This is a genomic window from Methylobacterium sp. CCH5-D2 (assembly GCF_001556475.1).
Classification (GTDB): Bacteria; Pseudomonadota; Alphaproteobacteria; order Rhizobiales; family Beijerinckiaceae; genus Methylobacterium; species Methylobacterium hispanicum.
On record NZ_LSIX01000861.1, the window covers coordinates 12,613 to 24,758 of the forward strand.

Consider the following 12,146-nt stretch of genomic DNA (forward strand, 5'->3'; position numbering starts at 1 on the left):
CCCGGCGCGGGATATCGGACAAGCGCGGCGCCGCGGCGCTTGCGGCCCGCGCCTCCCGATGGTTAGCAAATCATGCTGAACGAACCGTAAAGAGCCGGGCCCTGAACCCAGCCGTCATGCGCCGTTCAGCCGGGACGCCGCATAAGCCGTCCCGTCCCGAGGTGCCGGCCCGCCAGAGAGCGGTGCGGACCGAGGGGGCGGCGCCCCGCCCGGCGCCGTCGGGGGTAGCATCGGAGTTGGCATGTCGCTGGTTCGTCTCTACGCGCGGGTGCTGGGCCTCCTCGGCTCAGACCGCAGGCTGGCCTGGGCGCTCGCCGGCGCGAACGTGATGCTGGCGGTGGCGGCCTTCGCCGAGCCGCTGCTGATGGGCCGCATCATCGATCAGCTGACGCATCTCAAGCGCGGCGGCGACGCCATGGGCACGATGCTGCCGCTGATCCTGGCCTGGGTCGGCTTCGGCTTCTTCACCATCGCGGCGGGCGTCGCGATCGCGCTCCACGCCGACCGGCTCGCCCACCGCAACCGCCTCGGAACGATGGCGCGCTACTTCGAGCACGTGCTCGACCTGCCGCTCGCCTTCCACGCCTCGAACCATTCCGGCACCGTGCTCAAGGCCATGCTGGAGGGCACGAACGGCATGAACGGCTTCTGGCTCGGGTTCTTCCGCGACCACCTCGCGGCGCTGATCTCGCTCGGCGTGCTCCTGCCGATGACCCTCTTCGTGAACTGGAAGCTCGGCCTCATCCTCGTGGTGCTGGTGATGGTCTTCACCGCGCTCACCACCTTCGTGATGCGCCGCACCGAGACGCTGCAGGGCCGCGTCGAGGCCTATAACTCGGGCCTCGCCGCCCACGCCTCGGACGCGCTCGGCAACGTCGCGGTCATCCAGTCCTTCACCCGCGCCAAGGCGGAGAAGGATGCGATGCGCGACATCATCCAGAACCTGCTCGCCGCCCAGATCCCGGTCCTGTCCTGGTGGGCGCTGGCCAACGTCGCCACCCGCGCCTCGGCCACCATCACCATGACGGCGATCTTCGTGACCGGCATCTTCCTGTACCAGGCCGGCACCACCACGGTCGGCGAGGTCGTGGCCTTCATGGGCTTGGCGACCGCCCTCGTGGCCCGCCTCGACCACGTGGTCGGCTTCGTCAACGGCGTGTTCCAGCAGGCCCCGAAGATCGCCGAGTTCTTCGCGATCTTCGACACGGTCCCGGCCGTCCGCGACCGGCCGCACGCTCTGCAAATCGCCCGCTTCGAGGGCGACGTCAGCTTCGAGGGCGTGGAGTTCTCCTACGACGGCCGCCGCAAGGCGCTCGACGGGGTCTCGTTCGCGGCCCGGGCCGGCGAGACGGTGGCGCTTGTCGGCACCACGGGCTCGGGCAAGTCGACGACCCTCGGCCTGCTGCACCGCAGTTTCGATCCGGCCGCGGGCGCCATCCGGATCGACGGGATCGACATCCGCGACATCGGCCTCTCCAGCTTGCGCCACAACATCGGCGTGGTCTTCCAGGAGCCGATGCTGTTCGCCCGCTCGATCCGCGAGAACCTGCAGGTCGGCTGCCCCGAGGCCACCGACGCTGAGATGCTCGACGCCCTGGAGCGCGCCCAGGCCTCCGCCTTCATGGCACGCCAACCCGACGGGCTCGACACGATCATCGGCGAGCGCGGCCGCTCGCTCTCCGGCGGCGAGCGCCAGCGCCTCTCGATCGCCCGGGCTCTCCTGAAGAATCCGCCGATCCTGATCCTCGACGAGGCCACCTCGGCGCTCGACGCCGCCACCGAGCGCAAGCTCCAGGGCGCCTTGGAGACCGTGATGGAGGGCCGCACCACCTTCGTGATCGCCCACCGCCTCGCCACGATCCGCAACGCCGACCGCATCCTGGTCTTCCACGAGGGGAAGATCGTCGAGGCTGGCACCTTCGACGCGCTGGTGGCCGAGGGCGGCCGCTTCGCCGAGCTCGCCCGGGCTCAGTTCATGGCCGCCGAGGCGGCGGAGGACGGCGTCGAGATGGCGATGGCGGCGTGAGGGAGATGGGCCCGTCCCCTGGCGGGGAAGGGCTCTTGCTCACCGTTCGGCCCCCCTCTCCCCGCAAGCGGGGGAGGGGGGGCCACCCCAGCTTGACCATTGACAGCCGCGCCCCGCTCGCCCCAGGAAGCCCCATGGGACGACGCATGCAGCGGACAGGGGCATGGCGGGCCGCCATCGGCGTGCTCACTCTCTACGCGCTCGTGCTGCAGGGCCTGCTCGGCGGCGTCGCCGCCGCCCGGATGAGCTTGCAGGCCAGCGGGATCATCTGCTCAGATCACCGCGCGGACGCGGGCCAGGAGCGGGACGAACAGACCGGCCACCAATCCTGCTGCTCCACGGCCTGCCGGCTCGCCGCCTGCGCGCTGGCCGCTCCCGAGATCGAGGCGATACCCGCCGCCGTGCCGGCGCTCGCCCGCGAACGGCGCTGGCACGCCGTCCAAGCCCACGCGCCGCCCGCCCGGACCCACCGCTCAGCCGCACCCCGCGCACCGCCCGCCGCCACCTGACCCGTCGCCCGTAAGCGACCGGTCGGCCGGCGGCCGTCTTCACTCAGGACGATTCCGGCCCCTGCATCGAGCCCCGCGACGCGGCCGCGCGAGAAGCGCCCGCGCGCCTCCTCTCCTCGACAGGAGCCGCCCGCGCCGACGCCCAAGGACCGTCGCGCGACCCGGGCGCAGGAGCCGTCATGTCCCCTCGATCCATCGCCGCCTGCCTGGCGGTCGCGACCTGCCTTGCCCCGAACGCCGCCATGTCCGGCCCCGCGGCGCCCGACGCCGTCGAACTCGACATGCTGGAGGTGACCGCGACCGGTGCCCCCGCGCCCCGCGGCCTCATCCTCGCGACGCCCGCCCCCTCGGCGAGCCGGCTCGGCCTCACGCCCCTCCAGACGCCCGCCAGCGTCGACGTCATCCCGGGCGCGGTGGTGCGCGAGCGCGGGCAGATTACCGTGAATGAGGCGGTCACCCAGAACGGCGTCGGCATCGCCAGCACCGCCTCGCCGGGCACCGGCAACTCCGCCTTCTCGGCCCGCGGCTTCGTCGGCACCAACTCGGTGATGCGCCTCTACGACGGCGTGCGCCTCTACACGAGCACCCAGACCTTCCCGTTCGACACCTGGAACGTCGCGCGCATCGAGGTGCTGCGCGGCCCGGCCTCTGTGCTCTACGGCGAGGGCGCGGTCGGTGGCGTGATCGACGTCGTGCCGAAGCGCCCGACCTTCACGGACGTGAGCGAGGCCCGGGTCGGCTTCGGCTCGGACTACACCCGCCGCGTCGCGGCCGGCTCCGGCGGCCCGATCAGCGACGTGCTGGCCTACCGCCTCGACGTCAGCCGCAACGCGGGCGCGGGCTGGCTGCGCCCGAACGGCGACTTCGAGAACCTCGCGGTCTCGGGGAGCCTGCTCTACCGGCCGAGTGCCGACCTCGCGGTGACGCTCTCGAACGATTACGGGGACACCGCCCCGGAGCGCTACTGGGGCTCGCCCCTCGTCAACGGCCGCGTGCCCCGCATCCTGCGGGACACCAACTTCAACGTTGCCGACAGCGAGATCCGCTGGCGCGACAACTGGACTGTGCTCAAGGCCGAGTGGAGCCCGAGCGCCGACCTTTCCGTCCGCAACGTCGCCTATCGGATGACGAGCGACCGTTTCTACCGGAACGCCGAAGGCTCCGCCTTCCTACCGGCGACGGGGCTCGTCCAGCGCTCCCTCTTCGCCGAGATCCGCCACGATCAGGAGCAGATCGGCAACCGCCTCGACGCGACGCTGCGCGGCGACGTCTTCGGCCTACCCAGTCGGACGGTGCTGGGTGCCGAGGTCAATCGCATCCGCTACCGGCACATCAACAACCGGCCCTACGGCGGCACCGACCTCGTCGATCCCTTCGCCTTCGTGCCCGGCCGCTTCATCAACCTCGCGGGCACCGCGCCGGGCTACGAGAACGTGGTCGACCAGTACGCCCTCTTCGCCGAGAACCGCCTCGTGCTCACCAAGGAGCTCTCGCTGGTGACGGGCCTCCGCTACGACGCGCCCATCATCCGCGGGGCGGACCTGCGCGCCGGCACGCGCTTCCGCTCCGATTTCGAGGCGCTGAGCTGGCGCGCCGGCCTCGTCTACCAGCCGCGACCCGACGTCTCGCTCTACGCGCAAGTCGCCACTGCCGTGGACCCGGTCGGCAACTTCGTCTCGCTGCAGCCGGCCCAGAAGGACTTCCGCCTGTCCACCGGCCGGCAGGTCGAGATCGGGGCCAAGGGCCTGTTCTGGGCGGGCACGGCGGAATGGACGCTGGCCGGCTACCGCATCGTCAAGGACAACCTCGTCAGTGCCGTGCCGGGCCAGCCGGGCGTCGGCGTGCAGGTCGGCAGCCAATCCTCGCAAGGGTTCGAGGCGGCGCTCTCCCTCTCGCCGTGGGAGAACTGGCGCCTCGACGCCAACCTCGCGCTGCTCCACGCCCAGTACGACGATTTCAGCCAGACGGTCGCGGGCCGGGTGGTCTCCTACGCCGGCAACTTCCCGGTCGACGTGCCCGAGCGGGTCGCCAACCTCTGGCTCGCCTGGGCCTTCGCGCCGCGCTGGGAGGCGCGGCTCGGCGTGCAGCATGTCGGGCCGATGGCGAGCGACTTCGCCAACCTGCTGCTGCGGCCGGACTACACGCTCCTGAACACCGTGCTCGACTACCGTCCGGATCCCGGCTCGCGCCTGTCGCTGCGGGTCTACAACCTCACCGACGAAGTGTACGCCGCCGCCCGCGGGGGCAACGCGACCTCTCTCCTGCTCGGTCGGCCCCGCACGGTCGAGCTCATCTACGACGTGGTCTTCTGATGAGCGCCCTCGGAAAGCGCCTGCGGCGCTGGCTCTACCTCACGCACCGCTGGCTCGGCATCCTCACCGGCCTGCTCTTCGCCACGTGGTTCGTCTCCGGCGTGGTGATGATGTATGTGGGCTTCCCGCGCCTCACGGACGCCGAGCGTCGCGCCGCCCTGCCGCCGATCGCCTGGGACCGCGTGGCGGTCGAGCCGGAGGCGGCCCTGGCCCGGGCCGGCCTCCCGCGCGACGCGGTGCGCCGCCTCGACCTCGCGATGCTCGCCGACGAGCCGGTCTGGCGCCTCACGCCCTGGGACGGCCCACGCCGCACGCTCTCGGCTGTCGACGGGCGCCCGATCGACGGCATCCCGGCCGAGCGGGCGCTGGCCGTAGCGCGCCACCACCCGGCGGCCGGCGCGATCGCCGATCTCGGGCTCGTCGAGCGCGACCAGTGGAGCGTGCACCAGCGCTTCGATCCGCTGCGGCCCCTCCACCGCGTGGCGCTCGGCGACGCGGCCGGCACCCAGCTCTACGTCTCGGGCCTGACCGGCGAGATCGCGCTGGACACGACGCGTCACGAGCGCGTCTGGAACTGGTTCGGCGCGGTGCCGCACTGGATCTACTTCACGCCGCTGCGGGCGCAGCTCGATCTCTGGCGCGACACGGTGCTCTGGCTCTCCGGCATCGGGATCGTCGGGGCGGTCACCGGCCTCGTCGTCGGGGTGATGCGGGTGCGCCTGCGGCGGCGCTACGCGCGCGGCCAAATCACGCCCTACCAGGGCTGGATGGCGTGGCACCACCTCGGCGGCCTCGTCGCCGGCACGACGCTCGTCACCTTCGTCGTGAGCGGCTGGATCTCGATGAATCCCAACCGCTGGTTCTCGCCGCGAGAGCCGGACCGCGCTTCGCTCGCGCGCTACGCGGGACCGGCGGAGCCGTGGCCGGACCTCGACCGCGCCGCGCTCGCCGCCGCCTGTCCGGACGCGCGGGAGGCCCGGCTCTCGCGCCTCGACGGGCAGGCGCGGGTGATCCTCGCCTGCGCGGACGGGCGGACGCTCACCTGTTGCGGGGCAGCGCTCGACCCGGGCCGGCTCGCCGCCGCCGCCGCCCGCCTTCTGCCGGATGCGGCGCCTCCCACCATCGAGCACTTAGTGGCTGAGGATCTCTACTGGTACGGCCATCACCACGACCGTCTGCTGCCGGTGCTGCGCGTCCGCTTCGCCGACCCCTCCGCGACGTGGTTCCACATCGATCCGGCGACCGGCGAGATCCAGAATCGGACCGACCGCTCGAACCGGCTCTACCGTTGGCTGTTCAACGCGCCGCACAGCTTCGATTTCGGGCTCCTCCTCCGGCACAGGCCCGCCTGGGATCTGCTGCTGATCACCCTGTCGCTCGGTGGCCTTCTGATCTCGGCCTCCGGCGTGGTTATTGGCTGGCGCCGGCTCGGGTTGAGGATGCGCTAGGGGGGCGCTCGGAGGCCCGAAGGGACCCACCCATCCGGTGCGGCGCGTGATCAGGGTCTTCCCGAACCGTACGCCAGAGCCGACAGCGCGGCGACGAGCGGGGTCCAGAAGTGGATCAGGCCGACGCCGCTCCACACCGAGATCCCCTCCTTGCAGCCGGTCGTGTTCATCGCGCATCCCAGAGGCACGAGGTAGAAGAACCAGACGGCTGTTGCCAGGAGCAGGCCGATGCCGAAGAGCAGTGCCGCGAGCCGCATCGTCTGCCGATCCCCGCACGCACCCGCCGATCTGCACCGGTGATGCTTCGTGCGAGCGGTGTCGCGGGACGTCGATCCTGTCAATGCCGGCCGCCGACATCGTGGCGCGGGATGGGGGCGCCGTGCGACTCAGCGCGCGGTCGCGCGGATGTCGAAGGCGCCGCCGGTCTGTGCGGAGGCGCGCAGCGTCACCGGCGCCTTGCCGGCGATCAGTGGGAAGGCGAGTTCGGCGAAGCGGATCGCCTCCTCCAAGTGCGGGTAGCCGGAGAGCACGAAGGTATCGACGCCGAGCGCGGCGTAGTCCTCGAGCCGTTGCACGACCTGCTCGGGCGAGCCGACGAGCGCCGTGCCGGCGCCGCCCCGCACCAGGCCGACGCCGGCCCAGAGGTTCGGCGCCACCACGAGGCGGTCCCGGCGGCCCCCGTGGAGCGCGGCCATCCGAGCCTGCCCGACCGAGTCCATCCGGGCGTAGTTCGCCTGGGCGCGGGCGATGTCGTCGTCGGTGAGGCGGCTGATCAGGCGGTCGGCCGCCGCCCAGGCCTCGCCCTCCGTCTCGCGCACGATCACGTGGAGGCGCACGCCGAAGCGCACGCTGCGGCCCTGCCGGGCGGCGCGCGCGCGGACATCGGCGATCTTCTCCGCTACCGCCTCGGGTGGCTCCCCCCAGGTCAGGTAGGCGTCGACATGGCGGGCCGCGAGGTCGTGCGCGGCGGGCGAGGAGCCGCCGAAATAGAGCGGCGGCCAGGGCGTCTGCACTGCCGGGTGGAAGTTGCGCGCACCCGCGACGCGAACGTGGCGCCCCTCGAAATCGACCGTCTCGCCGGCCATCAGCCGCTTCCAGACGGTGAGGTACTCCTCGGCCGCGGCGTAGCGCTCGGCGTGGTCGTAGAAGGCGCCGTCGGCGGCGAGTTCGGTGGCGTCGCCACCCACCACCACGTTGAGGAGGAGCCGCCCGCCGAGCGCCTCGTCCAAAGCCGCGGCCTGCCGCGCACCGAGCGTGGGGCCGGTAATCGAGGTGCGCAGAGCCACCAGCAGCTTGATGCGCTGCGTCGCCGTGACGAGACTCGCGGCCGTGACCCAGGGGTCGGTGCAGGAGGCGCCGGTCGGGATCAGCAGGCCGTCGTAGCCGAGCCGGTCCGCCGTCTCGGCGACCTGCCGGATGTAGGCGTTCGTGGGCGCGCGGCCCGTGTCGGAGGTGCCGAGATAGCGCGTGTCGCCGGAGGTCGGCAGGAACCAGAAGACGTCGTAGGCCATGGGCTTATCCTCGCTCGGGCGCCGGAGGGCCGCGTCGGTGCCACGGCTTCCCCTCCGGAAAGTTGTGGGAGAGCGTGGTGAGCCTCCGCACGCGCCGTGTGCGATCGCCGGCCCGGCACGGGCAAAGGGTGAGCGTCAAGGGGGCGGGCGATCATCCGGATATGATGGTCGGGCGGCGGCGCCGGACTAGAAGGCCTTCGCCGCGTGGCGGGCGGTCTCCCACATCTGAGGCGGTCCGGCGCCGCGCGCGGACGCCTCCGTCGCCCGGTCCCGCCTCGAACCGATCCGCAGATCGATGGATCGACACGGGTCGTACGTTAGATCGAACGCACCCGACCCGACATTCCAAAGATCCGCACCGCGCAACGAGAACGACCTCTCGCGCGGCGCGGCGGAGGAAGGTTCCTTCCGTCCCTGGTGTGTCGCGGGCGACCGCGATCACGCTGCGTGCCGGCCGGACCGGTCGATGTGCACCCGTTCCGCATCGCGTGCCAAGCACTATGCGTGGCAGGCCACCGCGCCTATGGGGAAGCTCAGCTTGCTGCCGCGCTGAAGCAGACAGACCAGGACGTAAAACGCACGTTCCTATCGGCGTTCTGCCCAGCTCGCCGCGCGCCCGGTGAGCCATATGGGGCAGGAACGCTGCACCATGATCGTTGGCACCCGTTCCCAACCCACGATTGGGGGGCGAATGCCGGATCGGCGACTGCCGCTCACGAACTATGACGAAGTGAGGATTTTGGTGGGCGCACTAGGGTTCGAACCTAGGACCCGCTGATTAAGAGTCAGCTGCTCTACCAACTGAGCTATGCGCCCGATCGCTTTTCAGCGATGGCGAGGCGGCCACCAAGTCCGCCGTCGATGGAGGGCTGATACCAAGCGACCCGGGGGCTGTCCACCCCCGGGTCGCAGGATTTTTCGGGAAATTTGTGCGCCGCGATCGGATCGTGGCCGGGCGTCCTCAGATCGCCTGCGCGTGCAGGCGTCGGGCGGCGGCCGAGAGCTTGTTCAGCGCCGAGAGGTAGGCCTTGGCCGACGCGACCAGCGTATCCGGATCGGCGCCGCGCGCCGTCACGCTGCGCTCGCCGTCCTTGAGGCGCACCGAGACCTCGGCCTGCGCATCGGTCCCCTCGGTCACCGCGTGGACTTGGTAGAGTTCCAGGACCGCCTCGTGCGGTACAAGGGCGTGGATGGCGTTGAACACTGCGTCCACGGGCCCGTTTCCGTCGGCTTCCTCCGTCACCGTGCGTTCATCGACCATGATCTTCAGCGTCGCGCGCTGGGGCCCGTGCGTGCCCGCGATCACCGAGAGCGAGACGAGGCGGATGCGGTCGTGGGCGGTGGCGAGGTTCTCGTCCACCAGCGCCTCGATGTCCTCGTCGTAGACGTGCTTCTTGCGGTCGGCGAGCGCCTTGAAGCGCTCGAACACGTCCTGGAACTGGTTGTCGGTCAGGTGCAGGCCGAGTTCGCCGAGCTTCGAGCGGAAGGCGGCGCGGCCCGAATGCTTGCCCATCACCAGCGAGGTCTTGGCCAAGCCCACCGAGGCCGGGGTCATGATCTCGTAGGTCTCGGCGTTCTTGAGCATGCCGTCCTGGTGGATGCCGCTCTCGTGCGCGAAGGCGTTGCGGCCGACGATCGCCTTGTTGAACTGCACGGGGAAGTTGGTCGCGTGGCTCACGAGCTTCGAGGCGCGGGTGAGCAGCGTCGATTCGATGCCGGTCTCGAACGGCATCACGTCGCCACGGGTGCGGATCGCCATCACGACCTCCTCCAAAGCCGCGTTGCCGGCCCGCTCGCCGATGCCGTTGACCGTGCACTCGACCTGCCGCGCGCCGCCCTCCAGGCCCGCCAGCGTGTTGGCGACGGCGAGGCCGAGGTCGTTGTGGCAATGGACCGAGAACACCGCCTTGTCGGCGTTCGGCACGCGCTCGCGCACGGCCGCGAACATGGCGCGGTACTCGGACGGGGTGGCGTAGCCGACGGTGTCGGGCAGGTTGATGGTGGTGGCGCCGGCCCGGATCGCCGCCTCGACGCAGCGGCACAGGTAGTCGATCCCGGTGCGGGTCGCGTCCATGGCCGACCACTCGACGTCGTCCACGAGGTCGCGGGCCTGCGCCACCGTCTTCAGGATGATCTCGACGACCTCGTCCTCGCTCTTGCGCATCTGGTGGGCGAGGTGGATCGGCGAGGTCGAGACGAAGGTGTGGATGCGGCCCCTCTGGGCATGGCGCACGGCCTCGCCGGCCCGGGCGATGTCGGCGGGGATGGCGCGGGCGAGCCCCGCGATCACCGCGCGCTTGGAACGCCGGGCGATCTCGGCCACCGCCTCGAAATCGCCGTTCGAGGCGATCGGGAAGCCGGCCTCGATGATGTCCACGCCCATCGTGTCGAGGAGCTCGGCCACCGCCAGCTTCTCGTCGAGCGTCATGGTGGCGCCGGGGCACTGCTCGCCGTCGCGGAGCGTGGTGTCGAAGATGAGGACGCGGTCGCGGGCGCCTGAGGTGGTGGTCATCGAGAATCTACCCTGTCGCGGGCCGCCCGCCGCACATGCGGTCGAGAGCGGCCGAAGCCTGGAAGGAGGAGGCGTCGTGCGATCCCCTGAGAGCCCAGGCGCGCGCCCGGACGGCCCTCAGGGGCGGGTAAGGAGAAGGCTGGCGAGAAGCGCGCGCGAGCAGGCGGCCGCACCCGCGGCACGCTCGATCCCGTACGCTGCTGAGCCGGCTCCGGCCAAGGCTCGCCTCTCCACGCATCGCGGTCCGGCGGGACCGCCCACAATCAGCCGGTACAGGTATCCGCTGCGGCGCGCCAAGGCAAGGCCCGGACGAAGCCCAGGGGGCTCTCACCCGAGAGCGAGCCGAAGGCCCTCGGGCCTTCGGAACCCCGGCGGCATCAGTAGTGCGGCGGGGGCGGCTCGGGTCCGCGCGGCACGCGCTCGGCCACCGTCTCAACCTGCTCGTGCAGGGCCGCGACCTGCCGGGCGAGGCGGTCGATCAGCCGCCACTGCTCCGTCACGACGCGGTTCAGGTCCTCGATCGTGGCCTCGTGCTCGCTCAGGCGCATCTCCAGGCGGGTGAGGCGGGCCTCGTCGCTCATGTCGTCTCCGGGGTCAGAGCCCGGGATCTATCACGCCGCGCGGGGGAGGGGAGCGGCCGCCACCACCCGGTCGCGGCCCGAGCGCTTGGCGGCGTAGAGGGCTTGGTCGGCCCGGCGCATCAGCGCGTCGAAATCCCCGCCCGCCGCGCGCGCGACGCCGGCGCTGGCCGCCAGCCGCAGGCCGGGCAACTCGGGAAGCGCGAGCGTCGCGAAGGCGCGGCGCACCCGCTCGGCCCTGGCCAGCACCGCGGCGGGTCCGTCGTCCCCGATCAGGCAGGCGAACTCCTCGCCCCCGAGGCGCCCGATCGCGGCCTCGGGCAGGAGGGCGCGGGCGAGCGCGCAGAAGGCGACGAGCACCGCGTCCCCGACCGCGTGGCCGTGGGTGTCGTTGACGACCTTGAAGTGGTCGAGGTCGAACAGGAGCAGGGCCACCGGCTCGCCGCGGGCGAGCCGTTCCTCCGCCTCGGCCACGAAGGCGCGGCGGTTGGCGACCCCCGTGAGCGCGTCGGTCGAGGCGGCGATGCGCTGCCGGTGCTCGGCCCGCTCCTTCACCAGGGCGATGAAGCCGAAGGCGATCGCGAGCGTGAACAGCATCGCGGCGAAGCACAGGCCCGTGACCCATTCGGACTGGAGCGGGTTGCGCGTCTCGCGCAGGGGGACCAGCAGCGTCGCGGGGATGCGCGCCGCGTAGCAGGCCGCGTAGGCGGCGAGCACGACCGCGGTGGCCGTCCGGGACGGCAGGGGCTCCGCCCGCCCGGCCCGGATCGCGAGCGCGGCGGCGGTGCAGTAGGCGGTGGCGAGCGCGGAGGCGAAGATCACCCGCGCCTCGATCGTGGCGTAGAAGGTCGGCACGCAGCAGAGGACGAGCCAGGCGATCACGCCGCCGAAGGTGAGCAGCGGCCGGACGCGGCGGCCCTCGAAGGCCTCGACGCCGCTCCAGATCAGGCCGTAGGCGGAGAGCACCGCGGCATTGGAGACGACGATGGAGATCGCGTCCGGGATCAGGCCGCGCAGGGCGAGACCGGCCGAGCCGAGCGCGCCGAGGATGTGAGCGAGGCCCCAGATCAGCAGGGCCGGGGTCCCGCGCTGCTGGCGCCAGGCGAACAGGAACAGGCCGCCGACCATGAGCGTCAGCACGAAGGTCACGATCAGCAGGGTCGTGATGTCGAGCCGCATCGCTGTGGGTGCCTGCCCCCGGGGACCACGGACCGGAACCGGAGGATCCGGTGGGCCGGTCGAAACGCTTG

Annotated in this window: 9 protein-coding genes and 1 tRNA gene; 4 read left to right on the top strand and 6 right to left on the bottom strand. The window is 71.7% G+C overall.

What is annotated here, in order from left to right; genetic code table 11:
• The first annotated feature begins 241 nt into the window (after positions 1-241).
• The 4 genes from AX737_RS22735 (at position 242) to AX737_RS22750 (ending at position 6,295) form a co-directional block, all read left to right on the top strand.
• A complete protein-coding gene (locus tag AX737_RS22735; RefSeq protein WP_066925164.1) occupies positions 242-2,026 on the top strand; it encodes a glucan ABC transporter ATP-binding protein/ permease in 1,785 nt (594 codons plus the stop codon).
• 134 nt (positions 2,027-2,160) lie between these two features.
• The gene (locus AX737_RS22740; RefSeq protein ID WP_156453895.1) at positions 2,161-2,535 is read left to right on the top strand and encodes a hypothetical protein; all 375 of its coding nucleotides are present in this window, start codon (positions 2,161-2,163) and stop codon (positions 2,533-2,535) included.
• A gap of 179 nt (positions 2,536-2,714) precedes the next feature.
• Positions 2,715-4,847 (top strand): TonB-dependent siderophore receptor, encoded by a 2,133-nt coding sequence (locus AX737_RS22745; RefSeq protein WP_066925173.1) that lies wholly within the window; start codon positions 2,715-2,717, stop codon positions 4,845-4,847.
• Entirely contained in the window at positions 4,847-6,295 is a 1,449-nt protein-coding gene (locus tag AX737_RS22750) for a PepSY domain-containing protein (RefSeq protein ID WP_066925176.1), read from the top strand. The genes AX737_RS22745 and AX737_RS22750 overlap by 1 nt, the downstream gene beginning before the upstream one ends.
• 50 nt (positions 6,296-6,345) lie before the next feature.
• Here AX737_RS22750 and AX737_RS22755 read toward each other — a convergent pair whose 3' ends face one another.
• From AX737_RS22755 to AX737_RS22780, 6 genes are all read right to left on the bottom strand, one after another.
• Positions 6,346-6,552 (bottom strand): hypothetical protein, encoded by a 207-nt coding sequence (locus AX737_RS22755; protein ID WP_066925179.1) that lies wholly within the window; start codon positions 6,550-6,552, stop codon positions 6,346-6,348.
• A 129-nt stretch (positions 6,553-6,681) separates the two neighbouring features.
• Entirely contained in the window at positions 6,682-7,806 is a 1,125-nt protein-coding gene (gene ssuD / locus AX737_RS22760; protein ID WP_066925181.1) for an FMNH2-dependent alkanesulfonate monooxygenase, read from the bottom strand.
• A gap of 740 nt (positions 7,807-8,546) precedes the next feature.
• Positions 8,547-8,622, bottom strand: a tRNA-Lys gene (locus AX737_RS22765).
• 145 nt (positions 8,623-8,767) lie between these two features.
• Positions 8,768-10,318, bottom strand: coding sequence for a 2-isopropylmalate synthase (locus AX737_RS22770; RefSeq protein WP_066925184.1), 1,551 nt, complete (start codon positions 10,316-10,318; stop codon positions 8,768-8,770).
• A 377-nt stretch (positions 10,319-10,695) separates the two neighbouring features.
• Positions 10,696-10,899, bottom strand: coding sequence for a SlyX family protein (locus tag AX737_RS22775; RefSeq protein ID WP_066925187.1), 204 nt, complete (start codon positions 10,897-10,899; stop codon positions 10,696-10,698).
• A gap of 30 nt (positions 10,900-10,929) precedes the next feature.
• Positions 10,930-12,075, bottom strand: coding sequence for a GGDEF domain-containing protein (locus AX737_RS22780; RefSeq protein ID WP_066925190.1), 1,146 nt, complete (start codon positions 12,073-12,075; stop codon positions 10,930-10,932).
• Positions 12,076-12,146 lie beyond the last annotated feature (71 nt).

What these genes read in the sequence shown, in the direction of transcription:
- AX737_RS22735 (WP_066925164.1), top strand. Translation starts at nt 242, where the DNA reads ATGTCGCTGGTTCGTCTCTACGCGCGGGTGCTGGGCCTCCTCGGCTCA.
- AX737_RS22740 (WP_156453895.1), top strand. Translation starts at nt 2,161, where the DNA reads ATGGGACGACGCATGCAGCGGACAGGGGCATGGCGGGCCGCCATCGGC.
- AX737_RS22745 (WP_066925173.1), top strand. Translation starts at nt 2,715, where the DNA reads ATGTCCCCTCGATCCATCGCCGCCTGCCTGGCGGTCGCGACCTGCCTT.
- AX737_RS22750 (WP_066925176.1), top strand. Translation starts at nt 4,847, where the DNA reads ATGAGCGCCCTCGGAAAGCGCCTGCGGCGCTGGCTCTACCTCACGCAC.
- AX737_RS22755 (WP_066925179.1), bottom strand. Translation starts at nt 6,552, where the DNA reads ATGCGGCTCGCGGCACTGCTCTTCGGCATCGGCCTGCTCCTGGCAACA.
- ssuD (WP_066925181.1), bottom strand. Translation starts at nt 7,806, where the DNA reads ATGGCCTACGACGTCTTCTGGTTCCTGCCGACCTCCGGCGACACGCGC.
- AX737_RS22770 (WP_066925184.1), bottom strand. Translation starts at nt 10,318, where the DNA reads ATGACCACCACCTCAGGCGCCCGCGACCGCGTCCTCATCTTCGACACC.
- AX737_RS22775 (WP_066925187.1), bottom strand. Translation starts at nt 10,899, where the DNA reads ATGAGCGACGAGGCCCGCCTCACCCGCCTGGAGATGCGCCTGAGCGAG.
- AX737_RS22780 (WP_066925190.1), bottom strand. Translation starts at nt 12,075, where the DNA reads ATGCGGCTCGACATCACGACCCTGCTGATCGTGACCTTCGTGCTGACG.